Source organism: Cutibacterium sp. KBN10P07758 (genome assembly GCF_050286205.1).
Taxonomy (GTDB): domain Bacteria; phylum Actinomycetota; class Actinomycetes; order Propionibacteriales; family Propionibacteriaceae; genus Cutibacterium; species Cutibacterium acnes.
The window spans coordinates 746,796-772,044 of the sequence record NZ_JBNNQV010000001.1; the positions used below are offsets into that span (position 1 = coordinate 746,796).

18 protein-coding genes, 1 tRNA gene and 3 rRNA genes are annotated in these 25,249 nt (G+C 58.1%); 11 read left to right on the forward strand and 11 right to left on the reverse strand.

Annotation, left to right across the window (positions count from 1 at the left end):
• Window positions 1-56 precede the first annotated feature (56 nt).
• The 6 genes from ACOYO3_RS03720 to ACOYO3_RS03745 all read right to left on the reverse strand — a co-directional run bounded on the left by ACOYO3_RS03720 (window position 57) and on the right by ACOYO3_RS03745 (window position 5,667).
• On the reverse strand, window positions 57-938 hold the full coding sequence (locus ACOYO3_RS03720; protein WP_002524844.1) for a carbohydrate ABC transporter permease: 882 nt from the start codon (window positions 936-938) through the stop codon (window positions 57-59).
• On the reverse strand, window positions 935-1,975 hold the full coding sequence (locus ACOYO3_RS03725; RefSeq protein ID WP_002529576.1) for a carbohydrate ABC transporter permease: 1,041 nt from the start codon (window positions 1,973-1,975) through the stop codon (window positions 935-937). Before ACOYO3_RS03725 ends, ACOYO3_RS03720 begins: the two co-directional genes overlap by 4 nt.
• Before the next feature lie 109 nt (window positions 1,976-2,084).
• Window positions 2,085-3,398, reverse strand: coding sequence for an ABC transporter substrate-binding protein (locus ACOYO3_RS03730; protein ID WP_002524842.1), 1,314 nt, complete (start codon window positions 3,396-3,398; stop codon window positions 2,085-2,087).
• Between the two features lie 260 nt (window positions 3,399-3,658).
• A tRNA-Lys gene (locus tag ACOYO3_RS03735) sits at window positions 3,659-3,731 on the reverse strand.
• 56 nt (window positions 3,732-3,787) lie between these two features.
• A complete protein-coding gene (locus ACOYO3_RS03740) occupies window positions 3,788-4,516 on the reverse strand; it encodes a type 1 glutamine amidotransferase (protein WP_002524841.1) in 729 nt (242 codons plus the stop codon).
• Window positions 4,513-5,667, reverse strand: coding sequence for a Mur ligase family protein (locus ACOYO3_RS03745; protein WP_002524840.1), 1,155 nt, complete (start codon window positions 5,665-5,667; stop codon window positions 4,513-4,515). The genes ACOYO3_RS03740 and ACOYO3_RS03745 overlap by 4 nt, the downstream gene beginning before the upstream one ends.
• 334 nt (window positions 5,668-6,001) lie before the next feature.
• On the opposite strand from ACOYO3_RS03745, the gene ACOYO3_RS03750 reads away from it, so the two are divergent.
• Together ACOYO3_RS03750 and ACOYO3_RS03755 are read left to right on the forward strand one after the other, a co-directional pair.
• Window positions 6,002-6,598: a hypothetical protein gene (locus tag ACOYO3_RS03750; RefSeq protein WP_002529453.1), complete on the forward strand. Its 597-nt coding sequence runs from the start codon at window positions 6,002-6,004 to the stop codon at window positions 6,596-6,598.
• Window positions 6,588-8,180 (forward strand): Y-family DNA polymerase, encoded by a 1,593-nt coding sequence (locus ACOYO3_RS03755; RefSeq protein WP_002524838.1) that lies wholly within the window; start codon window positions 6,588-6,590, stop codon window positions 8,178-8,180. The genes ACOYO3_RS03750 and ACOYO3_RS03755 overlap by 11 nt, the downstream gene beginning before the upstream one ends.
• Before the next feature lie 41 nt (window positions 8,181-8,221).
• Here ACOYO3_RS03755 and ACOYO3_RS03760 read toward each other — a convergent pair whose 3' ends face one another.
• A complete protein-coding gene (locus ACOYO3_RS03760) occupies window positions 8,222-8,374 on the reverse strand; it encodes a hypothetical protein (protein ID WP_002524837.1) in 153 nt (50 codons plus the stop codon).
• Between ACOYO3_RS03760 and ACOYO3_RS03765 the strand changes: the two genes are divergently transcribed.
• The 5 genes from ACOYO3_RS03765 to rrf all read left to right on the forward strand — a co-directional run bounded on the left by ACOYO3_RS03765 (window position 8,348) and on the right by rrf (window position 17,427).
• The gene (locus tag ACOYO3_RS03765) at window positions 8,348-11,590 is read left to right on the forward strand and encodes an error-prone DNA polymerase (protein WP_074323643.1); all 3,243 of its coding nucleotides are present in this window, start codon (window positions 8,348-8,350) and stop codon (window positions 11,588-11,590) included. The two genes, ACOYO3_RS03760 and ACOYO3_RS03765, sit on opposite strands and share 27 nt — an antisense overlap.
• 133 nt (window positions 11,591-11,723) lie before the next feature.
• Window positions 11,724-12,197 (forward strand): hypothetical protein, encoded by a 474-nt coding sequence (locus tag ACOYO3_RS03770; RefSeq protein WP_427305934.1) that lies wholly within the window; start codon window positions 11,724-11,726, stop codon window positions 12,195-12,197.
• A gap of 186 nt (window positions 12,198-12,383) precedes the next feature.
• Window positions 12,384-13,908, forward strand: a 16S ribosomal RNA gene (locus ACOYO3_RS03775).
• 215 nt (window positions 13,909-14,123) lie between these two features.
• Window positions 14,124-17,206: ribosomal RNA gene (locus ACOYO3_RS03780) — 23S ribosomal RNA — on the forward strand.
• A gap of 104 nt (window positions 17,207-17,310) precedes the next feature.
• A 5S ribosomal RNA gene (rrf, locus tag ACOYO3_RS03785) occupies window positions 17,311-17,427 on the forward strand.
• The 16S, 23S and 5S rRNA genes sit together here, the layout of an rRNA operon.
• 361 nt (window positions 17,428-17,788) lie before the next feature.
• Here the strand turns inward: rrf and ACOYO3_RS03790 are convergent.
• The gene (locus tag ACOYO3_RS03790; protein ID WP_002525111.1) at window positions 17,789-18,286 is read right to left on the reverse strand and encodes a GNAT family N-acetyltransferase; all 498 of its coding nucleotides are present in this window, start codon (window positions 18,284-18,286) and stop codon (window positions 17,789-17,791) included.
• 135 nt (window positions 18,287-18,421) lie between these two features.
• On the opposite strand from ACOYO3_RS03790, the gene ACOYO3_RS03795 reads away from it, so the two are divergent.
• Window positions 18,422-18,853, forward strand: coding sequence for a GtrA family protein (locus tag ACOYO3_RS03795; protein ID WP_002518136.1), 432 nt, complete (start codon window positions 18,422-18,424; stop codon window positions 18,851-18,853).
• Between the two features lie 134 nt (window positions 18,854-18,987).
• The gene (locus tag ACOYO3_RS03800) at window positions 18,988-20,916 is read left to right on the forward strand and encodes an OPT family oligopeptide transporter (protein WP_002520312.1); all 1,929 of its coding nucleotides are present in this window, start codon (window positions 18,988-18,990) and stop codon (window positions 20,914-20,916) included.
• Between the two features lie 42 nt (window positions 20,917-20,958).
• On the opposite strand, the gene ACOYO3_RS03805 is transcribed toward ACOYO3_RS03800, so the two are convergent.
• Window positions 20,959-21,822 (reverse strand): aldo/keto reductase, encoded by an 864-nt coding sequence (locus tag ACOYO3_RS03805; RefSeq protein ID WP_002515128.1) that lies wholly within the window; start codon window positions 21,820-21,822, stop codon window positions 20,959-20,961.
• A gap of 115 nt (window positions 21,823-21,937) precedes the next feature.
• Window positions 21,938-22,570 (reverse strand): peptide-methionine (S)-S-oxide reductase MsrA, encoded by a 633-nt coding sequence (gene msrA, locus ACOYO3_RS03810; protein WP_002518120.1) that lies wholly within the window; start codon window positions 22,568-22,570, stop codon window positions 21,938-21,940.
• A gap of 156 nt (window positions 22,571-22,726) precedes the next feature.
• Here msrA and ACOYO3_RS03815 point away from each other — a divergent pair, with 156 nt between their 5' ends.
• Both ACOYO3_RS03815 and ACOYO3_RS03820 read left to right on the forward strand, forming a co-directional pair.
• The gene (locus ACOYO3_RS03815) at window positions 22,727-24,346 is read left to right on the forward strand and encodes a sodium-dependent transporter (protein WP_427305768.1); all 1,620 of its coding nucleotides are present in this window, start codon (window positions 22,727-22,729) and stop codon (window positions 24,344-24,346) included.
• Window positions 24,343-24,447: a methionine/alanine import family NSS transporter small subunit gene (locus tag ACOYO3_RS03820; RefSeq protein WP_002551003.1), complete on the forward strand. Its 105-nt coding sequence runs from the start codon at window positions 24,343-24,345 to the stop codon at window positions 24,445-24,447. The genes ACOYO3_RS03815 and ACOYO3_RS03820 overlap by 4 nt, the downstream gene beginning before the upstream one ends.
• Window positions 24,448-24,474: 27 nt before the next feature.
• Here ACOYO3_RS03820 and ACOYO3_RS03825 read toward each other — a convergent pair whose 3' ends face one another.
• Complete coding sequence (locus tag ACOYO3_RS03825) at window positions 24,475-25,191, reverse strand: uracil-DNA glycosylase (RefSeq protein ID WP_002519227.1); 717 nt, start codon at window positions 25,189-25,191, stop codon at window positions 24,475-24,477.
• Between the last annotated feature and the right edge of the window lie 58 nt (window positions 25,192-25,249).

The window sequence follows — 25,249 nt, forward strand, 5'->3', positions numbered from 1 at the left end:
GCAAAGCAGGTGTGGCTCCGGCCCATGGTGGACCGGAGCCACACTGTGTTACCGCATCATTTGATACCGCCAGCAGCCAGGCCTGCGACAATGCGACGCTGGAATACCAGCACCATGATGACTAGTGGCACCGTCATGATGACGCCAGCAGCCATTTGGGAGCCGAACGGGGAGTTGAACTGTGAGGCTCCGGTGAACTTCGACAGCAAGACTGTGGCGGGCTCCATCTCCGGATCGTTGATCATGGTGACGGCGACGAGGAACTCGTTCCACGCACCAATGAAGACGATGATCGCGGTGGTGAAGATGCCGGGGGCCGCCAGCGGGAGGATGATCTTGCGAAAAGCCTGAGCCGGGGAGCAGCCGTCAATCATGGCCGCCTGCTCCAACTCGTCGGGCATCTGCTTGAAGAAGGTCGTAAGGTTCCACACTGCTAGAGGCAGGGAGAACGACAGGTCCGGGATGATCATGGCCTGGTAGGTGTTAATCCAATGCCATGCCGAGAAATTCTTCAGCAGCGGCACGATGATGGCCACCAGTGGGAACATCGACGTCGCGATGATGAGAATGAGGAATCCGCCCTTGCCGCGGAAATCTAGGCGCGCGAGCGCGTAAGACGCGAAGGTGGCGATGAGCAGAGCAATGACCGTCACTGCGACGGAGACAATGAGGGAGTTCAGCAAGCCGCGCAGAAAGTTGTTGCTCGGCTGGAAGACTGCCTGGTAATTCTCCATCGACGGATGGGCTGGCCACCAGGTATTGTCGAAGATCTCCGAGTCGGGACGCAGCGAGGACACCAGTATCCAGTAGAACGGCGCCAGGCAGTAGATGACGATGAGGACGATGCCGATGATCGGCAGCACCTTGGCCCAGGTGTTTTTCTTGTGATGGGTCTCCTGGTCGAAGGTCCCCGGCGCAGTTGCAGTTACGGTGCTCATGACGCCGCCTCCTTGCTAGCTGCGGCTTGTACAGCATTGGCTTTCTGCCGGGCACGACGTCCACCCGGACGTCCACCAGAGACGAAGGTGGTGGCTTTCATCTTCTTGTATTTGTGTTCGTCGCCGACGAGGTCAGCTCCGAGGATCTTGATGAACGCGAATGCGATGATGAACACGTAGAGGAACAGGATGATCGCGTACGCAGCAGCAGCGCCGTACCGCAGGTTAGAAGCCTCATCCTGGACCAGCATGGACAGTGTCTCAACTGACTTCATACGCGGCCCCACGAGAATAAACGGCAGGTCGAACATACGCAGAGCATCAAGGGCCCGGAACAACACGGCGACGACCAGTGCCGGTTTAACCAAGGGCAAAGTGATGGAGACGAATCTCTTCCACGCATTGGCACCATCCACCTTGGCCGCTTCGTAAACCTCAGTCGGAATCACTTGCAGACCGGCAAGTGTCAATAGACCGATGTACGGAGCCGTCTTCCAAACGTCGGCAATGATGATCGACCACTTGGCCGTCCAATTGCCCGAGGCCCACATGATATGCGTGCCGATGATGGCATTCGCCACACCATTCTGGTTAAAGATCCAGCCCCACAAAATGGCTGAGACGGCGGTGGGAATAGCCCAAGGAACCAGAATGGCGGCTCGGACGATGCCACGTCCGGCCATCGCCCGGTGCATGATGAGCGCCATGATGACGCCGAGGATGGTCTCGAGCACGACCGTAACGACACCGAACAAGGTGGTGTTCCAGAAGGCGGTCCAGAATCTCTCCCCGGAGCCGGTGAAAATGTCGGCGAAGTTCTTCATCCCGACGAACGGCTCGGTCTCGTTGACGAATCCGGTTTCTGGATCCAGCCCGGGCTGGCCGTAGAGGGTTTGCTTCACCGACTGAATGACGGGGATGACGATAACAATCGTCAAGACGATAAGGGTAGGTGCGATGAGTGCTAGGGCTAGACGTTCTTGGGACTTGGCCCGCGAAGACCTTTTGTTGGTCTGTTCCACTGTTGCAGTGGTCATGGTAAAGCTCCTTGTTCCCTGGCGCTGTTGGCCGGGTGGTGCGAGCAAGATCCATAGGTACGGCGGGGTAGGTGACCCGCCCCGCCGTGTCCATGTGGTCGAATGACAGTCAGTTCTTGATGATCGTCTTCAGCTTCTCGGCCAGTTGCTTGGCCGCGCTTTCGGCATCAGTCTTGCCCTGCAGAGCTGGGTAGATGGCATCCTGGATGGCCGCAGTGACGTCACCATAGGCGACAGCGTGCGGACGCCCCTTAGCAGCGTCGAGGGAGGCTTTCAAAGTTGGCAGATACGGGAGCTTCTTGACGTTCTCGTCCTTGGTGTACAGCTCGCCGTAGATGGGGGCGTTGGACTGCTTCTCGAGGTTGTACTGCTCAGACTCCTTGCTGGTCCACCACTTGACAAACTTAAGGGCTGTGGCCTTGTTCTTGCAGTTAGTAGTGATAGCGCAGTTGTGGCCGCCCAGGGCCGGCGTGTAGGCCTTGCCATCAATGGACGGCAACGGGGCAAGACCGAACTTGTCGGGGCCGAGTTCCTTAAGATCGTTGCCGTATTGGTAAGGCCAGTTACGTAGGAAGAGGACTTTGCCAGACTCGAAGCCATTGCGGCTGTCCTCTTCCTTCCACTCCAGAGCAGCGGTCGGGATGAGTTTGGATTTGAAGGCGTCGATGGCTGTCTGGATGCCTTTGATGGACTCCGGAGAGTCGACGGTCACCTTGCCTGAGTCGTCGACGATCGCACCACCGCAGGTGTTGATGAACTCGGCGATGTTGCAGGTCAGCCCCTCGTATTTGGCCCATTGACCACCAAAGCCGCCGATGTTCTGCATACCGGGAAGCTTGCGGACGGCTTCGGTGGCCTTTTTAACGTCTTCCCAGGTTTTGGGGATCTCAACCTTGGCTTGTTCAAGGAAGTCTTTGCGGTAGTACATAATCGGTGCGTCAGTGGTGTACGGGACGGCGTACTGTTTGCCGCGGTAGGACCCGGTTTCCCACACCGAGTCGATGACGCCGACGGGTTTTGTGTCTGACGGGATTTCGACGATCCAACGGTTAGCGGCGAACTCGGCTACCCACACCAGATCAAGGCCGATGACGTCGTAAGCCGCAGAGTTCGTCTGGGCAGCGTTGATGAGTGACTGGCGTTGCTGATCAGCCTCCGAGGACAGCTCAATGAGGGAGACTTTTTCCTTGGGGTACTTTGCGTTCCACTCGTCGAGTCGCTTCTGGACCATGCCACCGGAGAGGTCTTTGCCCTGGACCCAGCTGATCGGGCCCTCACCGGTGAAGTCTCCCTCTTTGGCTGCGGGTTTGTTGGATTCCGAGCCCTTCGAGTCCCCGCTAGAGCAGGCTGCTAAGGCACTGAGCGCCAGTGCTCCGACAGAGCCCTGGATAAAGGCTCGGCGGGAGTGTGTGTAGTGCATCATGTGACTTCTTCCTCCTTGATACAGCGATGTCGGCAGCGACATCACGTGCGCATCAGCGACTTTCTGCAGGTGCGACAGGTCACAACTTTAGGCAGCACCCTACACTGCCTCCCCAGCATGTCTGCACAGTATTTCATCAATGGGGTGAATAATCGTGCAGGTGATCAGTTCAGAACCGTATGCTGCTGGTCGGGATTGGCTGTAGAGGATATGAAAAAGTCGTTTTGCCACTTCTAGTGGCAAAACGACTTTCACTTCGGTGCGCCGCCAGGGACTCGAACCCTGAACCCGCTGATTAAGAGTCAGCTGCTCTGCCAATTGAGCTAGCAGCGCCGACAAGAGATAACATTAGCGGACTTCGGTCACGATGCAAAATCGAAGTGACAAGCTCATGACCGATCGGTTCGCACAGCCTCGATCCGACGCTGTCGCAGCGCCGCCATCTCCGGTATATCGAGGGGCTCTAAACGGCGTCCTAGAGCCATTTCAAGCACGTGGTCGGCTAGCTGCGGGTTGCGTACCAGTACTGGTCCGTGAGGATACGTGCCGATGACGCGACCTTGCACAGCCCCTTCGTCACGACGGTTGCCATTGCCCCAGCCAATCTCTACGGCAGCAAGCGGTTTGGCGTCGGAACCGAGTTCGGTCCAGCCGCCATGATTTTCGAAACCGGTAATGGGATAGGTATTGCTGTCGGATTGAGTCCAGATGTGCAGCACCTCCCCGACGGCACGCTCTGGGCCACGTCGAGTTTCAGCGTCGAGGAGCCCTAGCCCTTTGATGACCTCATTACGGGCCCCAATGGTGAAGGACTTTCCGCAGATCTGGTAGCCGGCGCACACTGCAAAAAGCATTGCGCCGTCGTCGAGGGCGGTGAACAGCCCGCCATCAGCTTCGAGCTCTTGTACGGCGGTGATCTGGGCGGTGTCTTCTCCGCCCCCCAGCAGGTAAACGGCCCCGTCGGTGGGCACAGGCTGACCAGGCTCGACGATGAGGAGCTCGGCGTCGATGCCACGCCATTGCAGTCGTTTAGTGAGGACGACGGCATTGCCGTGGTCGCCGTAGATGCCCAACAGGGACTGGTACAGCAGGACGATCTTGGGACGGTCGATGTTCATGCCAGTCCTCCGAGTCGGCGCAGTTTCTGGAAAGGTGTATAGGTTGACAGCACGTCAATAGGGTGTTCGGCGTCCCACTTTCCGGCCAGGAGCGGGGAGGAGAGGGCCTGAGAGAGGTCCTCAATGACGATGTGCTTCACCTCGGCGTATTGCAATCTGACGGCCAGGTCAAGGGCACGCGGCCCAGCACAGATGACGGTTCTTCCGGCTAGCTGTTCGTAGTCAACATCCCATAGCCACGAGACGTCTTTGCCGTCGGCGGCCACTGCGTCAATGGCCAGCACCAGTGGATCTGAGGTCGTCAGCGGCAGAGATTCTGTCCAGCCGGCGGGATTCTTTGACAGCAGTAGACGGCAGCGAGTGCCACTGATGGTGCAGGTAGCGTAGCGGCCAGCGGGGGATTTCACTGTGGCGATCCCACGCAAGGCGTCCTCAGGCTGGATACCCATATGGATAGCCGCTGCGAGAGCACAAGTAGCGTTGGTGAGGTTGAAAGATCCCGGCACTTGGACGTCAAGGTGGAAGCGCCGTCCCGAAGCCTCAACGGCGTCGTGGTCTTCTACCCACCAATCAGCGGCTGGCTGCTGTAATTCGCATCCAGGACAGTCCCAGCCTTGATCGCTATGGGTAAGGACGGCACCACAGTTGGGGCACAGCGTCGCGTCGGCTGTCCAGCGGGGCTTGGTATCTACCCAAATGACGTGACGAGCTTTTTGACACACCCACACGATGAGTGGGTCGCAGGCATTAGCAACCACTGTCGGTCCGCGTTCGGCTGCCTTCTCGAGGGCCACCCGCCAATCACGACCCAGGAAAGTCAGCTCGTGATTGCGGTCAAGCTGGTCGCGGCTGAAGTTGAGCAGCACCAGCACCTCCGGGGAGCCCATTGCTACGACATCAGCGACGACTCGTTCGTCGGTCTCCAGCACCGCGATAGTGGCGTCAGGAGCTTGTCCCAGAGCTGAGACGATGCCGTGATGCAGGTTTGCACCGTCAGCGTTGGTGACGACGGACCGCTGACTGTCGGAGGTCCCGGCCCGCACTGCGGCAGTGAGGAAGTGGGTCGTCGTGGTCTTGCCGTTGGTCCCGGTGACGCTTGCGATGCGACGTCCCGCCAAGAGTTCGGGCAAGGCCCTGGGGGCCAGTTTCATTGCCACCCGACCTCGGATGGACGCTCCTGAGCCCTTCCCCGCTATGCGGGAGACCGTTGCAGCTGTCCGTCCGGCCAGTAGGGCCAGTTGCAGCTGCGGGGAGCTGCGGTGTCTTTGAGGTGACGAGGTCATAGTCCCAATCATGGCAGGAAGGGATGACGGCATCGAAGTGCTCAACCGTGGATGACGGCGCTTTTAGAGCCACACCAATATGAATTGACAAGGGTGTTCGCTGTTGTTCTGGAGACCCATCGGTAAAGCTGTCGGGCACGCGTGTCACGGTGATTCTCGTCAGTTTTCGGAAGGTTGCTGGATGCCGGACATAGGGGGTGCGATGGTCGACGTCGACGCATTGGTGAGCCGTGGTGTTGATGGGTTAGAGGTGCCTAACGGTCATGCTATTCACCCGTTGCTTCAGCCGCTCTTTCCTGGTGGGCTCATGCCTGCGGTGTACCGATTAGACGGGGCGTCTTCGGTCGGGCTGGGATTACTCACCCACGGCTGGTGTGGAGTGGTAGGCCTGCCCGAGTTGAGCGTCGAGGCGGCGCGGCAGTGGGGAGTCGAGCTGTCCCGGTTGGTGCTCGTGCCCGATCCAGGGAACTGGCTCGAGACGGTAGCTACCCTCATTGAGGGGCTCGATGTTGTCCTCGCTGTAGCTCCGCCACCGCTGCCGATAACAGCGGGAAGACGATTAACAGCTCGGTTGCGTTCCCGAGGTTCAACTCTGGTAGTGCTGGGGCCCTGGCCCAATCCGGCTGCTCGAATCGATGTACGCACGATCGGTTGGCGGGGCCTCGGGCAGGGGTATGGCTGTCTATCAGCCCAAGAACTTGAGGTAACGGTGGTCAGGCACCACCGCAACCGTTCAGTGAGGTTAGTTCGCACTGGTGCTGGGGTGCACTCTGCCAAGGAGAGGGCGGATGCTTGCTGAACGACTGAGCCCCTTTCCGGTCCGGGTCCTCTTGATGGTGATCCCACAGTGGCGGATTGTGGCCGCATCTCGGCGTCACCCTGGTGACGCCCCGCTTATGATTGCTGACCGTGGTGTAGTCATCGACTGTTGTGCACGTGCGGCCGAGGAAGGTGTGATTCCCGGCCTGCGGGTGCGAGCGGCCCAATTACGCTGTCCCGAGGGCGTTGTGGTGCCTTACGATTCTGCCTCTGAGGAGGTCCTCTTCGACGAGGTGGTCCGTGAGATCGAAAAGTCCGTGGCCCCTTCAGTCCACGTGGTGCGACCAGGTGTGGCTGCGGTAGCAGCTCGCGGTGTAGCTCGTTTCTATGGCGATGAGGTTGCTGCTGCTGAGCGTATGGTCAATGTCTTGACCCATATTGGATATCCCCACGTGGGGATATCGGTAGCTGACGGCCTATTCGCTGCCGAGGTGGCGGCTACCGACAGTAGCGGTGAGGGGAAACGGGGCCCCGTCTTTCTCGCCTCAGGAACATCTCGAGCTTTTTTGGCTCCCTACGACGTCTCGGTGTTGGCTCGCACAGGACGGGCCGATGGGGAATTGGTGCGAACTTTGCGCCAACTCGGTCTGACGACAATGGGCGCCTTCGCTGATCTAGATCGTCAACACGTCGTGCAGCGGTTTGCTGATGCCGGTCAGCGTGCTCATGACTGGGCCCGGGGGATGGACGTCACAATGTTGTCGTCTCGACGTCCCCAGGATGACGACGCTATGGAGGTCGTCTTTGATGACCCGGAGCCTTCTGGTGCTCAGGTTGTTGCCAAGGTACGTCCGGTGGTGGAGGAATTTATGACACGTCTGGCAGAGACCGGGCGGGTGTGCTCCCAGGCCCGCATTTTGTTGCGAGCTACTACCGGTTTCTCCGAGCACACCTGGCGTCAGCCTTGGCAGTTCAGCGGTGACGATCTGCTAGGGCGATTGTCGCGTCAACTTAATGACCTTCCGCGTGTTATCGACGAGTTTGGTGCTGACGAGTTCTGTCAATCAGGCGTACAGGCGGTGCGCATCGTTCCCACCATCCATCGCGCGGGGGAAGCTGCTGAGGGGCTGTTTGGTGCCAGGCCCACTGAGCACCTCGTCCACGTCATCTCTCAGTTGCAGGAGAGGCTGGGCCCTGAGGGGGTCTTGGTGGGGGAGGTCGCCGGTGGCCGGATGCTCAAGGATCGACGCCGACTCGTCCCCTTTGGGACGGTTGTTGAAAATGCTCGCCCGGTGGATCGTCCCTGGCCCGGTCACTTAGATGGCCCGGCCCCCGGGATCGTGTACTCCCGCCCCCTGCCGGCCCGGTTAGAGACGACGGATGGTATGCCTCTAACGACCTCCTCGGATTTGCCCACTATTACTCCTGGGTGGTTCCACGACGGCACGTTGCGGCGGCGTGTTATCGCGTGGGCAGGGCCATGGCCGGTACGCCAGAGGTGGTGGAGTACCCCGACCGTTTCAGTGGAAAGGGTGCAACTGATCACCGAGGATCAACAGGCCTGGGTGTTGGCAGGGTCGGCTGACCGCTGGTGGATCGAGGCTCGATACGACGAGGCGTGATTGCGGTGAGCTATCACAATCCGCCAATTCCTTGGCGTGAACTAGAAGGACGTATTTTTGGGAGACCTGCTCCCCATGGTCACCAGGAGAGCCACGCTGACCAGGTCGGTTACCGTCACGTCCGCAAACCTTTTGACCGTCACCCAGTCCGGCCGGAGGGGCCGGTAGTGCCCTATGCCGAATTGCACTGTCATTCCTCTTACAGTTTCCTTGACGGCGCTTCCAGTCCCGAAGATCTCGTCATTCGGGCGGTAGAGCTAGGGCTATCAGGACTGGCTTTGACCGATCATGATGGTCTCTACGGAGTAGTCAGGATGGCCGAGGCTGCTGAAGCCTGTGGTCTTTCTACCATCATCGGGTCGGAACTGTCGATTGGTGTTCCTGAGCCGCAGAACGGGGTGGTCGACCCGATGGGTAGTCATTTACTCGTGCTGGCCAATGGGCCGGAAGGGTATCGACGTCTGGCTGAGGCTCTCACCGATGCTTATCTGGTCGAGGGAGGTCGCAAGGGCCGTCCGGTGCACGATCTCGACCATCTAGCCGAGGTAGCCGACGGGCACTGGACTGTCCTTACCGGGTGCCGCAAAGGAGCGGTAAGGCAAGGCTTAGTTAGGGGAATGCTGCAGGCCGAGGCGGAGCTGCGTCGTCTGGTTGACCTTTTTGGCATCGACAATGTCCTAGTTGAACTGACCGACCACCGGGCTCCCACTGATTCCCGCGACAACGACCTCCTCGCAGAACTAGCTTCTCGTCACAGTTTGTTGACGGTGGCGACGACGGCTGCTCATTACGCCGGGGCCGAGCAGTTTGAGTTGGCCTGTGCCTTGTCAGCGGTGCGAGCCCGACGCAGTCTCGACGAGATGGACGGGTGGTTGCCTCCCGGCCCGGTGGCACGGCTGCGTAGTGGCGCTGAGATGGCAGATCTTTTCAGTCGTCATCGAGATGCGGTGGACAACACGGTGTCAGTGGCTGAGAGGACGGCTTTCCACTTGAAGTCGGTGCGTCCTCGTCTGCCCGACCAGAAAGTGCCCGACGGCCATACTCCCATCAGCTGGTTGCGTCACTTGGTAGAGGAGGGACGTCGGGCGTGCTACGGGGAAGATCCGGTAGCCAAGGACCGCCTGGCTACCGAGCTTAACCTCATTGAGAATCGGGGTTTCGCCGGATATTTCCTCATTGTCTCCGACATTGTGGAGTTTGCGCAGTCGCAGGGAATTTTGTGTCAGGGACGTGGATCGGCTGCGGCTTCGGCAGTCTGTTATGTCCTGGGAATTACCGTCGTCGACCCGGTCTTCTATGGCTTGCCTTTCGAGAGGTTCCTGTCGGTGTTACGCGAGGAGGAACCCGACATCGACGTCGACTTCGACGCTCGTCGTCGCGAGGAGGTCATCCAGTACGTCTACGCCAAATACGGTAGGCGCAATGCTGCTCAGGTAGCCGATGTCATCACCTATCGTCCACGCAGTGCCGTCCGTGACATGGCTAAGGCCCTCGGTTATTCCCAGGGCCAGCAAGACGCGTGGTCGCGTCAAATGGAGAGGCGATCGGTGCCGCCCTTGCCCCACGATCCTGATGGCTCCGAGATTCCTGACGATGTCACCACCCTCGCCCAACAGGTAATGGGTCTGCCACGTCACCTAGGCATCCACTCAGCTGGAATGGTGCTGACGCGAGAACCAGTAGGACGCATCTGCCCCATTGAGCCGGCTCGAATGTTTGGTCGCACGGTGCTGCAGTGGGACAAAGAAGACTGTGCCTGGATGGGGTTGGTGAAGTTCGATCTGCTTGGGTTGGGGATGCTCTCGGCATTGAGTATTTCCTTTGACCTCATCTCCCAGCATTGCGGACGCTTCTGGACTTTGGCCTCTATTCCACGCAATGAGCCGGGGGTTTACGACATGTTGTGTCGCGGTGACAGCATCGGGGTATTCCAGGTAGAAAGCCGCGCCCAGATTGGTGCCTTGCCGCGTCTCAAACCGCGCTGTTTCTACGATCTAGCTGTGGAAATCGGACTTATTCGTCCTGGCCCGGTGCAGGGAGGTGCAGTACATCCCTACATCCGTCGACGTACCGGCGCTGAACCAGTCACCTATCCCCACCCGCTGCTGGAGCCGGTGCTCGAGCGCACCCTGGGTATTCCGCTCTTTCAAGAACAGCTTATGCAGATGGCTACCACGGTGGGCAACTGTACAGCTGCCGATGCTGATCTGTTACGTCGAGCTATGGGGTCCAAGCGGAGGGTAGAGCGTATCGACTCGCTGTGTACCAAACTTTTCGAGGGGATGGCTGCCAATGGGATTGACGACGACACAGCCCAAGGCATCTACGCCCGCATCGAATCTTTCGCGAATTTCGGGTTTGCCGAGTCTCATGCTCTGAGTTTCGCCGGGTTGGTCTACACCTCGGCCTGGATCAAGCTCCACTATCCGGCGGTCTTTCTGGCGGCCCTGCTGCGCAGTCAGCCGATGGGGTTCTACTCCTCGGCAACCTTGGTAGCTGATGCCCGACGGCATGGGGTGGTGACGAGACGTCCTGATGTGGCGAGGTCTTCAGTAGGCGCAGATCTGGAGTTGTTGGATGCGTGCTGTGAAGAGCTCGGTAGTGAAGAATTGGAAACAGGGATAGATGAGTGTCTCCACGACCACGACGAATCCGAGATCGGGGCCTTTGATCCTAATCGTGATGATGGTGATCATCGTCGCGATACCCACTTCGCCGTGAGGCTGGGACTTTCCGATGTTTCCGGTATCAGTATCGAGACGGCGACTCGGATTGTTGAGGAGAGGGAACGCGAATCTTTCGTCAGCCTTGACGATCTTGCCCGTCGGGTTGATCTGAGCGGTGAGGAGGTCGAGGCACTTGCTCTGGCCGGTGCTTTCGACGATCTCGTTGGCTCCAGACGCGGTGCTTTGTGGCAGATCGGCCAGATAAATGGTGTCGCCCCAGGACAGCTGGACGTTCAGGTGGTCACCCAACCTCCTCTACTTCCCGAACCTACTCAGATGGAATTACTGGGTGACGACCTCCGCGCCACCAGTATTAGTACGACTGATCACCCGGTCCGTCAGGTACGAGATGCCCTTAATCGACGGGGTGTGGTGCAAGTCGACCGGTTAGATGGTGTTGAGGCCAGACGACGTATTGAGGTCGCCGGGGTGGTAACCCACCGTCAACGACCCGGGACGGCTGGAGGAGTGACCTTCCTCAACCTGGAGGACGAAACCGGTCTGCTCAACGTCATCGTCACTCCGGGGGTGTGGAGACATTATCGACGTGTTGCCCGAGCGTCGCGGGCTTTGGTGGTGCGAGGAATCCTCGAGAGAGGGAATGAAGGAGTGATGAGTTTGCAGGCAGATCGACTAGAGGCCCTGGATCTGTCAGTACCAACGAAGTCGCGTGACTTCCGGTGAAGGCCTTCTGACTAGGGGTGTTGCTGGTTGGTGGGTGTGGGTTTGTGTTGGTGGTGGGGGTGTGTGTAGTGTGTGTCGGGCCGTTGGGGGCTGCGTGTGTGGTTCTTGGTGGTGGCTGTGTTTGGATGTTTTCTTGTCGGGTTTGACGGCGGGGGAGTGTTCGGGTATGGTTTTCCGGGCTGCTGCTTTGGTGGTGGTGTGGTTGGCTGGTTCTGCTGGCTGGTTCTGCTGGCTGGTTCTGCTGGCTGGTTCTGCTGGCTGGTTCTGCTGGCTGGTTCTGCTGGCTGGTTCTGCTGGCTGGTTCTGCTGGCTGGTTCTGCTGGCTGGTTCTGCTGGCTGGTTCTGCTGGCTGGTTCTGCTGGCTGGTTCTGCTGGCTGGTTCTGCTGGCTGGTTCTGCTGGCTGGTTCTGCTGGCTGGTTCTGCTGGCTGGTTCTGCTGGCTGGTTCTGCTGGCTGGTTCTGCTGGCTGGTTCTGGGATCGTGGTTTTGTGGTTTCGGGGTTGGTGTGGTAGGGTTGGTCGGGTCGCCTTGTGATGGTTTCTGCATGGTTTGTGTGGGGATTGTTGTGGTGGGTGTGATGTTTGAGAACTCAACAGTGTGTCTTTGATAGTCAATAGTTTTGATGCATCTGTTTGTTGTGGATGTGTCGGATTTGTTTATGATTCCTTTGTGATTCTGGACATGTGACTGAATTTTTTTGGTCAGTGTTTGGGGTTAGTGTATTGGATTCTTCGTGGTGTCACTGTTGCCTGTGTGCGTGCTGTGTGCGCGTGTGTGGGTGGGTGATATTTTTTCATTGGAGAGTTTGATCCTGGCTCAGGACGAACGCTGGCGGCGTGCTTAACACATGCAAGTCGAACGGAAAGGCCCTGCTTTTGTGGGGTGCTCGAGTGGCGAACGGGTGAGTAACACGTGAGTAACCTGCCCTTGACTTTGGGATAACTTCAGGAAACTGGGGCTAATACCGGATAGGAGCTCCTGCTGCATGGTGGGGGTTGGAAAGTTTCGGCGGTTGGGGATGGACTCGCGGCTTATCAGCTTGTTGGTGGGGTAGTGGCTTACCAAGGCTTTGACGGGTAGCCGGCCTGAGAGGGTGACCGGCCACATTGGGACTGAGATACGGCCCAGACTCCTACGGGAGGCAGCAGTGGGGAATATTGCACAATGGGCGGAAGCCTGATGCAGCAACGCCGCGTGCGGGATGACGGCCTTCGGGTTGTAAACCGCTTTCGCCTGTGACGAAGCGTGAGTGACGGTAATGGGTAAAGAAGCACCGGCTAACTACGTGCCAGCAGCCGCGGTGATACGTAGGGTGCGAGCGTTGTCCGGATTTATTGGGCGTAAAGGGCTCGTAGGTGGTTGATCGCGTCGGAAGTGTAATCTTGGGGCTTAACCCTGAGCGTGCTTTCGATACGGGTTGACTTGAGGAAGGTAGGGGAGAATGGAATTCCTGGTGGAGCGGTGGAATGCGCAGATATCAGGAGGAACACCAGTGGCGAAGGCGGTTCTCTGGGCCTTTCCTGACGCTGAGGAGCGAAAGCGTGGGGAGCGAACAGGCTTAGATACCCTGGTAGTCCACGCTGTAAACGGTGGGTACTAGGTGTGGGGTCCATTCCACGGGTTCCGTGCCGTAGCTAACGCTTTAAGTACCCCGCCTGGGGAGTACGGCCGCAAGGCTAAAACTCAAAGGAATTGACGGGGCCCCGCACAAGCGGCGGAGCATGCGGATTAATTCGATGCAACGCGTAGAACCTTACCTGGGTTTGACATGGATCGGGAGCGCTCAGAGATGGGTGTGCCTCTTTTGGGGTCGGTTCACAGGTGGTGCATGGCTGTCGTCAGCTCGTGTCGTGAGATGTTGGGTTAAGTCCCGCAACGAGCGCAACCCTTGTTCACTGTTGCCAGCACGTTATGGTGGGGACTCAGTGGAGACCGCCGGGGTCAACTCGGAGGAAGGTGGGGATGACGTCAAGTCATCATGCCCCTTATGTCCAGGGCTTCACGCATGCTACAATGGCTGGTACAGAGAGTGGCGAGCCTGTGAGGGTGAGCGAATCTCGGAAAGCCGGTCTCAGTTCGGATTGGGGTCTGCAACTCGACCTCATGAAGTCGGAGTCGCTAGTAATCGCAGATCAGCAACGCTGCGGTGAATACGTTCCCGGGGCTTGTACACACCGCCCGTCAAGTCATGAAAGTTGGTAACACCCGAAGCCGGTGGCCTAACCGTTGTGGGGGAGCCGTCGAAGGTGGGACTGGTGATTAGGACTAAGTCGTAACAAGGTAGCCGTACCGGAAGGTGCGGCTGGATCACCTCCTTTCTAAGGAGTTTTTGTGAGTGGAATGTTGGCGTCCTGCCTGTGATGGGTGGGGTTGGGGGCATGCTGTTGGGTTGTGGGGTATCACATGTGTGGTGGCCTGTGCGGTGCTGTGTTGCGTGCGTGTGTGCGTGATGTGGTGTTCGTGTGGTGGTTGAGAACTGTATAGTGGATGCGAGTATCTTTATTGTTGTATGTGTTTGTGCGACGTGGTGTTGTGCAAAGTTGTGTAGTGCGATCGGTGGATGCCTTGGCACCAAGAGCCGATGAAGGACGTTGTGACCTGCGATAAGCCCTGGGGAGTTGGTGAGCGAGCTGTGATCCGGGGATGTCCGAATGGGGAAACCTGGAATGTCCGGAGTAGTGTCCGGTGGCCCTGCCCTGAATGTATAGGGGTGTGGGTGGTAACGCGGGGAAGTGAAACATCTTAGTACCCGTAGGAAGAGAAAACAAGTGTGATTCCGTGAGTAGTGGCGAGCGAAAGCGGAGGAGGCTAAACCGTGTGTGTGTTCAAGCCGGCAGGTGTTGCATGTGCGGGGTTGTGGGGGCCTTGTGGTTCTGCTGCCGCAGGATTGGCCAGTGAGAAATGTTGCGTGAAGGTGAAGCGTCTGGGAAGGCGTACCGGAGTGGGTGAGAGTCCTGTAACTGTAAGCGTGGCACTGGTGTGGGGTTGCCCCGAGTAGCGTGGAACTCGTGGAATTTCGCGTGAATCTGGCGGGACCACCCGTCAAGCCTAAATACTCCTTGGTGACCGATAGTGGATGAGTACCGTGAGGGAAGGGTGAAAAGTACCCCGGGAGGGGAGTGAAAGAGTTCCTGAAACCGGTCGCATGCAAGCCGTCAGAGCCTGTGTGGTGATGGCGTGCCTTTTGAAGAATGAGCCTGCGAGTTAGTGATGCGTGGCGAGGTTAACCCGTGGTGGGGGAGTCGTAGCGAAAGCGAGTCCGATAAGGGCGTGAGTCGCGTGTTCTAGACCCGAAGCGGTGTGATCTATCCATGGCCAGGATGAAGCGTCGGTAAGACGTCGTGGAGGTCCGAACCCACTTCAGTTGAAAATGGAGGGGATGAGTTGTGGATAGGGGTGAAAGGCCAATCAAACACCGTGATAGCTGGTTCTCCCCGAAATGCATTTAGGTGCAGCGTTGCGTGGTTCTTGTTGGAGGTAGAGCACTGGATGGTCTAGGGGGCTTATCGGCTTACCGAAATCAGCCAAACTCCGAATGCTGGCAAGTGTAGCGTGGCAGTGAGACGGCGGGGGATAAGCTTCGTCGTCGAGAGGGAAACAGCCCAGATCATCAGCTAAGGCCCCTAAGTGGTGACTCAGTGGGAAAGGATGTGGAGTTGCGTAGACAACCAGGAGGTTGGCTTGGAAGCAGCCATCCTTGAAAGAGTGCGTAATAGCTCACTGGTCAAGTGATTCCGCGCCGATAATGTAGCGGGGCTTAAGTTATCCGCCGAAGCTGTGGCAACCTGTGTGGTTGGGTAGGGGAGCGTCGTGTCAGTGGTGAAGCTGCCGGGTGACTGTGTGGTGGAGTTGATGCGAGTGAGAATGCAGGCATGAGTAGCGTGTGACGGGTGGGAATCCCGTCCGCCGATTATCCAAGGGTTCCAGGGTCAAGTTTGTCTGCCCTGGGTGAGTCGGGTCCTAAGGCGAGGCCGACAGGCGTAGTCGATGGGTAACCAGTTGATATTCTGGTACCGGCTTGTCACCGTCCGTGTCGAGGTGTGTGATGCTAAGCATGTGAGCTTGTCTTGGGAGTGTTTTTGATGCTTCTGGGGTGGGTGAGTGTGTGAACCGATCATGTAGTAGGCAAGCTGCGGAGGGACGCAGTGAGGTAGCTCATCCCCGGTGATGGTTGTCCGGGGCTAAGTGTGTGGACTGTCTGGTAGGTAAATCCGCTGGGCGTGAAGGTTGAGGCATGATGGGGAGCCCACGGTTGTGGGTGAGTGAGTGATCCTGTACTGTCGAGAAAAGCTTCGTGAGCGAGGTGGCGGGTCCGCCCGTACCCTAAACCGACACTGGTGGATAGGTAGAGTATACCGAGGCGATCGAGTGAATCGTGGTGAAGGAACTCGGCAAAATGCCCCCGTAACTTTGGGATAAGGGGGACCTGAGCTGTCGTGCACCCGTGCGGTGTGGTGGCGGTGAGGGGCGCAGAGTCCAGGGGGAAACGACTGTTTACCAAAAACACAGGTCCGTGCGAAGTCGTAAGACGATGTATACGGACTGACTCCTGCCCGGTGCTGGAAGGTTAAGGGGAACTGTGAGTGTATGCGTAGCGGTGAACTTAAGCCCCAGTAAACGGCGGTGGTAACTATAACCATCCTAAGGTAGCGAAATTCCTTGTCGGGTAAGTTCCGACCTGCACGAATGGAGTAACGATTTCCCTACTGTCTCCACCATGAACTCGGTGAAATTGCATTACGAGTAAAGATGCTCGTTACGCGCAGCAGGACGGAAAGACCCCGGGACCTTTACTATAGTTTGGTATTGGTGATTGGGACGGTTTGTGTAGGATAGGTGGGAGACGTTGATGCGGCCACGCTAGTGGTGGTGGAGTCGTTGGTGAAATACCACTCTGATTGTTCTGGTTATCTCACTGTGGACCGTGATCCGGTTCAAGGACAGTGCCTGATGGGTAGTTTGACTGGGGCGGTCGCCTCCTAAAGGGTAACGGAGGCGCCCAAAGGTTCCCTCAGCCTGGTTGGTAATCAGGTGGTGAGTGTAAGTGCACAAGGGGGCTTGACTGTGAGACTGACAGGTCGAGCAGGGACGAAAGTCGGGACTAGTGATCTGACGGTGGCTTGTGGATGCGCCGTCACTCAACGGATAAAAGGTACCCCGGGGATAACAGGCTGATCTTGCCCGAGCGCTCATAGCGACGGCATGGTTTGGCACCTCGATGTCGGCTCGTCGCATCCTGGGGCTGGAGTCGGTCCCAAGGGTTGGGCTGTTCGCCCATTAAAGCGGCACGCGAGCTGGGTTCAGAACGTCGTGAGACAGTTCGGTCCCTATCCGCTGCGCGCGGAGGAATCTTGAGAAGGGCTGTCTTTAGTACGAGAGGACCGAGACGGACTGACCTCTGGTGTGCCAGTTGTTCTGCCAAGAGCATGGCTGGTTGGCTACGTCGGGTTGTGATAACCGCTGAAAGCATCTAAGCGGGAAGCACGCTTCAAGATAAGGGTTCCCACAGGAGTGTTCCTGGTAAGGTCCCCGAGAGATGATCGGGTTGATAGGCCAGACGTGGACGCATCGTAAGGTGTGGAGCTGACTGGTACTAATAGACCGAGGACTTTCATTAACACCATACGCGTGTGTGCGCGTGACTCGTATCCACTATACGGCTCCCAGCCCCTTCACGGGCGGCGCCGTTCATACATTAATGATATGGTTTTATCAGGTTTTCCGGTGGCCATAGTGGAAGGGAAACACCCGGTCCCATTCCGAACCCGGTCGTTAAGCCTTCCAACGCTGATGGTACTGCACGAGGGATCGTGTGGGAGAGTAAGACGCTGCCGGAATACTTATACTGTTCCTTCCCCCCAAGGGGGAAGGAGTATGCGTGTGTGGGTGTATCACCCCTCCAGCCAGTCTGGCTGGAGGGGTGATACACCCACACACGCATACCCACACGCCCAGGCCCCAGCCAGACTATAGGTCGCATTATTGCTAGACATAACCAGGCCCGGGTGTAGGGGAATACGAGTGTGGCCTGACACCACACCACCAGATTATGTAGCCATGCCACGTGGGAGGCATGGCTAGCGTGTCCTAACACTCACTGAAACCACCACACCAACACTAACTGCTCGGCGCGCTAGCACTACGACCAGAAACCATCACAATCAAAGTATGTGGACCAACCATGCACACCAGGGCCGGCTAGCCACAACAACCTAGAGTCTGGTCGACACGCAACATAACCACACGCCTACCACGATACGACACCACCACAAACCCCACCCGACGACACACCCGCACCAACCACCCAACACCAACACCAACACTGAGACTTACAGACTTAATTCCGTTCGCACTGCACGTGTCGAGGAGGCTTTCCAGAAGGTATCCGCCGAGCCCCTGCTCACGGTGGTGAGGGGAGATTGCGATGACCAGTTCTGGGATTCCGGGGGCAACAAATCCATAACCTGGGTCCGAGGCAGGCAAATTGCGGACCCATGCGGCGCCGACGGGGGTGTCGTCAACAAGACAGATAAGCCCTACTTGGTCGGGCGTCCAGCCATCGATGTAATGTGCGATAGCTGGATTTGTGCGGCACTCTTCGACGTCGAGCGGCCCGGATGTACCGCCTGCCGCATGTCTCAGGACGTGGACCATGAAAGGTAGGTCTGCGGGGGTTGCCCGTCTCGTCGTAGCCATGACGTCAGGTTACCGATCGGTGACGACGATCCTTGATAGGGCTGCAAGAATAGGTTTGTGGTAACAAGTGCGAGGCGCATCCGGGCTAGAAAGGTTCCCCGGCGTTCTGTTCCCCGCGCGTTCGCGAGAGGATGCTTGACGGTTCACTCCGTCCTGCCGTTTCCCTTGTCTGGCCTGCCCGTTACCTTCATCGGTTACTGCATTATCAACGGGTTGGGGTTCCTTATCGATATGAGCCTATTGGCCGTTTTCTTCCGAGGGGTAGGTTTGCCGTATCCGGTGTCGGTGTCCCTGGGATACGGGCTGTCGGCTGTCTACTCATTCGTTGTGAATCGATGGCTGAACTTCCACTCTCACGGTAACCTCGGTCGTCAGAGCGGACGCTACGTGGTGACGATGGTGACGAATTACGTGTGCCTAACCCTGGGATTGTCGTCCTTGCTGGAATCCTTGGGCGTTCATTTTGAGCTCGCTAGGTTCACCGCCGCTTGCGTTGAGGGCCTTTACGTCTATTTGATGTTGAGTATTTGGGTGTTCCCGAAGTCCGGGAGACGACAATTGGCGTGAAGGACGTTGCTTTCCATACCTTGGGGCTCTGATGGTGGCATAGTGGTCAAGCCATCTTATGGAAGAAGGGGAACATGTCTGACCTATCGAGCTCGTCAGCGCCGGCCCGACGGCCGGGAACCTCAGTACGTGAATTGACCTTCCGAGGCATCGTCCTCGGTGGCCTCATGACGTTGATTTTCACCGCGGCGAATGTTTACCTCGGGCTCAAGGTCGGTTTGACCTTCGCCACGTCTATTCCTGCTGCCGTCATCTCGATGGCCGTGCTGCGTCACTTCAAGGGACACTCGGTCGAAGAGAACAACATTGTCCAGACGATCGCGTCGGCGGCCGGCACCCTCTCCGCGATTATTTTCGTGCTGCCCGGACTTATCATGGTCGGCTGGTGGTCAGGTTTCCCGTACTGGACCACCCTAGCTATCTGTCTAGTTGGCGGCATCCTCGGCGTTATGTATTCGATTCCGCTGCGTCGGGCCCTCGTGACAGGCTCGGATCTTCCCTACCCGGAGGGCGTCGCAGGAGCTGAGGTGCTCAAAGTAGGCGATTCCGCTGGTGCCGCCGAGGCTAACAAGGTGGGTCTGCGAGTCATCATCGTCGGTTCTGTGGTCTCTGCAGCGTACGCCCTGTTGTCGGATCTTAAGCTTGTGAAGTCGGCGCTGACCAAGCCTTTCAAGACGGGCGACAGTAGCGGCTCGATGGTTGGCGTGAGCATGTCGATGGCGCTCATTGGCGTCGGTCACTTGGTTGGTATTGCCGTGGCCGCGGCCATCCTCGTCGGTCTCTTTATTTCGTACGGTGCGATCCTGCCGTGGCGGGTATCCGGCAAAGTTGGTAGCGACCTTACGGTGATTCAGGACGTCTTCACTAGCGATGTCCGCTTCGTCGGTGCTGGCACCATCGGTGTTGCGGCTATCTGGACTCTTGTCAAGGTCATTGGCCCCATCGTCAAGGGCATCAGCGATTCCATAAGTTCCTCCAAGACACGTCACGAGGGCGGCGAAGTCCCACTGACCGAGCGTGACCTACCGGTTTCTGTTGTCCTCACCGTGGTGTTGATCTCGATGATCCCGATCGGTTTCATGCTGTGGGGATTTGCTCGCGACATGGTTGTATCGCGGTCCATGACCGGCGTCATCATCGTCAGCTTGGCGTTCATCCTGCTCGTCGGTCTGGCTGTTGCTTCTGTGTGCGGTTACATGGCTGGTCTCATCGGTGCATCCAATAGCCCGATTTCCGGCGTTGGCATCCTGGTCGTCCTGGTGGCTGCTCTCCTCATCAAACTCACCTATGGTGCTGTTGGTGGTGGTGAGACGGTTAAGCTGGTGGCCTATACCCTGTTTACCGCATCCATCGTCTTTGGTATCGCGACGATCTCGAATGACAACCTGCAGGACCTCAAGACTGGTCAGTTGGTTGGTTCGACGCCGTGGAAACAGCAGATTGCGCTGATCATCGGAGTTATTTTTGGTTCGGCGATCATCCCGCCCGTCATGCAGCTCATGCAGAGCGCCTTTGGTTTCCAGGGTGCCCCCGGTGCTGGTCCGAACGCTTTGCAAGCCCCACAAGCTACCCTTATTTCCTCGCTGGCGACTGGCGTCTTCGGCGGGGCTCTTGACTGGGGACTCATGGGGATTGGTGCCCTGGTGGGTATCGGCGTTATCGTCGTCGACGAGATCCTCACTCACACCACCAAGAAGTTCTCCCTTCCGCCGCTAGCCGTCGGGATGGGCATGTACTTGCCGATGACCCTGTCTTTGACGATTCCGATTGGCGCCGCGCTTGGCTGGCTGTTCGACAAGTGGGCGGCCCACACCGCCGGTGATGTCGAAGGTAAAAAGCGGACCGGAATCTTGCTGGCCACGGGCCTCATCGTCGGTGAGTCAATCTTCGGTGTCATCTATGCTGCCATGATCGCGGCCGCGGGATCCGAGGACGCCATTGCCATCGCGCCTGAGTCATGGGACAGCGGCGCTGGGATCGTTGGCGTGATCACCTTCGCCGCTGCAATCGCGTTCCTGTACCGGTGGACCAAGCGCCAGGCGAAAGAGCGCGTCGAAGCGTGAGAGGAGCGATCACCGAGTGCACTCGGCCACCTCGAGGAGCTATCACGGAAGCTGGGCAAGCTCCTCGTCGTTCAGCGTGACGTCGACGGACCTGAGGGAATCAAGAATCGTCTGGGAACGGTGGGACCCGGGAATCGGGATGACGTGCGGGCCCTTGCTCAGCTCCCAAGCAAGGATGACCTGTGCCCGGCTGATGCCACGGGCGTCGGCGATGCGCTGGAAGGCCGCGAATGCGTCCTCGTCGAGGGGACGACGATACCCGCCCAGCGGGCTCCACGCGACGAAGGCTAGGCCGAGTTCGCCGCATAGCTCCAGTTCCGGACGCGAGGATAGAAATCCTGGGGAGAACTGGTTCTGCACCGCCACGAGACGATCACCGAGGATGCTGTGGGCCAGTCGAATCTGGTCGGGATTGGCATTAGAGATGCCTGCGGTACGCGCCAAACCGTCGTCGAGGATTCCGGCCAGAGTCCGCACCATGCCTTCGTATTCGACCTTGGGGTCAGGGCGATGCAAATACAATAGATCGATCTGGTCGGTACGCAATGCCTCAGCCGAGAGCTTCGCGTCGCGACGCAGTCGTTCCGGTGACCCATCAACATCCCAGACGGGTTGCCCGGCGTCGTTGAAACAGCGAAAGTGCCCGACTTTAGTGGCCACCGAGATTGTCGAATGGTCACCATCCCATGACGCCAAGGCATCGGTGACGAGCCTTTCGCCGTACTGCTCCACGCCTCCTGACTCGTAATAGGCCCAAGCGGTGTCAATGTGGGTGCATCCCGCGTCGAGGACGTCATGGAGGATGTTGATCGCGGTCTCGCGGTCGGGACGGCCCTCAATAGACAGCGGCATCGAGCCGTAGGCAATTGCTGACGTACGGAATGGTCCGATCTGGCGGTACTTCATACATCTCCTTTAGTAGTGGTCGTATCCATGATGCTCCGGTGGTGTGGCAACTACATCGTGCCCTGAGTCGCGACCAAGTGCATTGATCGTAGGACGTGGGAGAGATCTACTTCGCTCACGAGCCGGCGAGGCATACCCCGGTGGCGTGAACGGGGCAGTAACCGAAGGGGTTGTCTTCGAGATACTGCTGGTGCTCGGCCTCCGCCAGGTAAAACTCGACGCCGTTGGCCATGGAGATCGCGGTCGTGATGGCTCCATAGCCCGCGTTGAGTAGGTTGGCTTGGTAAGAGCCCTTGACAGTGGTGGCCGTCATGAACTGTTCGGTGGTGGTGCACCAGATCGCCGAACGGTACTGTGTGCCCACGTCGTTGCCCTGGCGCATTCCCTGAGTAGGGTCATGGTTTTCCAGGAAGATAGTGAGGATCGCCTCGGTCGAGACCTGAGTGGGGTCGTAGGTTACTCGAACGGTTTCGGCGTGTCCGGTGCATCCCGTGTACACCTCGCGGTAGGTGGGGTTAGGGGTGAGACCGCCCATGTACCCGACGGCGGTCTGCAGTACTCCGTCAGTGTTCCAAAACAGCTTTTCGGCTCCCCAAAAACAGCCCATGGCTAGGTAGATCGTCTCTGAGCTTGGGAAGGGACGATCGAGCCGGTCTCCGGTCACTCGGTGGAAGAACGGCATCGCCAGCACTGGGGTATGACCCCCTGGTAGTGCGTTCTCCGATGAGACCATCTCGGTTTTATTCATGTGCTGTCTCCTCGCAGGCCAGCTCTCTCGTTACGGGTTCAACGAATCACGTCAGCGATCCATTCCTGCCTATCTCAGTGGATGGTCCATGATCCGGTCTCCTCCCTTCAGTATGTGAGACTTTGTCACCAAAGTTCACTGCACGAAAGGATCAACATGTCTGACCCTGCGCAGTCCGGCGCAACCGTCGCAGGTGGGGGGAGAGCCACTCGAAAGCCCCAGCGGCGTGAGAGTTTCGTCGGCCGAGGCGCCTTTCTCATCGCTGCGATCGGTTCTGCGGTCGGCTTGGGCAATATCTGGAGGTTCCCTTATGTCGCCTATAGCAATGGTGGTGGAGCCTTCATCGTGCCTTATCTGGTAGCGCTGCTCACCGCTGGTATTCCGTTGCTCTTCCTCGACTACGCCGTCGGGCATAAGTTCCGAGGCTCTCCGCCGATGGCTCTACGCCGTCTCCACAGGCGCATGGAGGCCATCGGGTGGTGGCAGACCCTCATCTGTTGGGTGATCGTCATCTACTATGCGGTCATCATTGCCTGGGCCATTCGCTATGTCGGGTTCTCTGTGACGAAAACGTGGGGACACGACCCGGAGGGGTTCCTTACGGGCAGCTTCCTGCACGTGGCTAGCAACGTTGACGTCGAGTTCCACTTCGTGTCTGGAGTGTTCTGGCCATTGTTGTTGCTATGGCTTTTTGTGCTTGCCATCATGGCTACCGGCGTCGAGAAGGGCATTACCCGGGCATCGTGGATCTTTATGCCGCTGCTCGCGGTGATGTTCATTACTCTGGTTATCGTCGCTCTTACCCTTGACGGGGCCTCGGTTGGACTTAATGCATTGTTCACCCCGTCGTGGGGTGCGCTGGGCAACTATCGGGTGTGGATGGCGGCTTACGGTCAGATCTTTTTCTCGCTATCGGTGGGGTTCGGGATCATGGTGACCTACGCCTCCTACCTCAAGCCGAAGTCTGACCTGACAGGATCTGGCCTGGTCGTCGGATTCGCGAACTCTTCGTTCGAAATCCTCGCGGGCCTCGGCGTCTTCGCTGCTCTGGGATTTATGGCGACCGCTTCCGGTAAGCCGGTGAGTGAGGTCGCCGGCTCGGGTATTGGCCTGGCCTTCATCGCTTTCCCACAGATCATCAGCCAGGCCGGTGCTGTCGGACCAATTCTGGGAGTGCTGTTCTTCGTCTCCCTGGTCTTCGCCGGCATCACCTCAATGATCAGCTTGCTCGAGGTCGTCATCGCTGCTTTCCGAGAAAAGACGGGTATCTCACGTAAAGCTGCGACCTGGATTATTGGCGGTGTGACGGCGATTGCGTCGATCGTGTTGTTTCCGACGACGACTGGTCTCAATCTGCTCGACGTTACCGACCACTTCATCAACAACATCGGCATCGTTGGGGTTGCCCTGCTCGCATGCCTCGTCATTTCCTGGGCGCTGCGGAAGCTGCCGGTGTTGCGCGATCACCTCAACGAGTACTCCTCGTTCCAGGTCAACAAGGTGTGGATGGCCCTGGTCAGTGTTGTCGCCCCGCTGGTCTTGCTGAGCCTGTGGATCACGGAGATCATCACTGTCGCGAGTAAGGGATATGGCGAAATGCCCAGAAACTTCGTTGGGATCTTCGGCTGGGGAATGTCCATCCTCCTCGTCGTTCTGGCGATAGTGCTGTCACTCATCCCGTGGCCACATCGCTCGGCGATTCATCATGAGCTTACCCACGAGGAGGAGCTGGCCTGCGAAAACTTCCAAGAAACCGAGGAAGGAGCCCTGTCATGAGCACTTCAGCGATCATCATGATGATCAGTGCGATGGTCACGGTGTGGGGCGGACTAGCTGCGTCGGCCATCTCGCTCTTCCGACATCCTGAACAGGACTGACGTGAAAGATGCCATGAGCCGAGTCGATTAGTGGGACGACAAATCCCAGTTGATGGGGTCGGCCCCTTGCTGTACGAGCAATTCATTCGTGCGACTAAACGGTCGAGATCCGAAAAAACCGTACCGGGCTGACATGGGGGAGGGGTGCGAGGACTTTACAATAGGAACTTTGCCCAGCATGGGCTCTAGGGACTGCGCATCGCGTCCCCACAGGATCGCCACCAGCGGACCGCCGCGCGCCACCAAAGCTTCGATCGCCGTCTGGGTGACCTCCTCCCATCCCTTGCCTCGATGGGATGCTGGCCGCCCCGGCTGGACTGTTAGACACCTGTTGAGAAGCAGTACGCCCTGTTCAAACCAGCCGGTGAGATCACCGTGCTCACATGGGGCAATACCGAGATCTGACTGCAACTCGGTGTAGATGTTTTGCAAGGACCGCGGCAGCGGTCGGACATCCCGCTCCACTGAAAAACTCAAACCCACCGGATGCCCGGGCGTCGGGTAGGGGTCCTGACCGACGATAAGTACGCGAACATCAGCCATCGGACGGGAGAAAGCACGTAGAATACGGTCACCATGAGGTAAAAAGCCTCTCCCGGCAGCTGTCTCCGCTCGTAGGAAGTCGCCCATCTCGTGGATCCGGGGTTCCACTCCTGTTAATGCCTCTGCCCAGTCGGGGGTGACGAGTTCAGCAACGGGATGAGCAACCACGGTGGCCTCCAAGAGAATACATACGGATGACATGCATGACGCTACCCTGTGATCGCGCCTTTTGAGACCGCAGCCCCACCACGCTATCCTG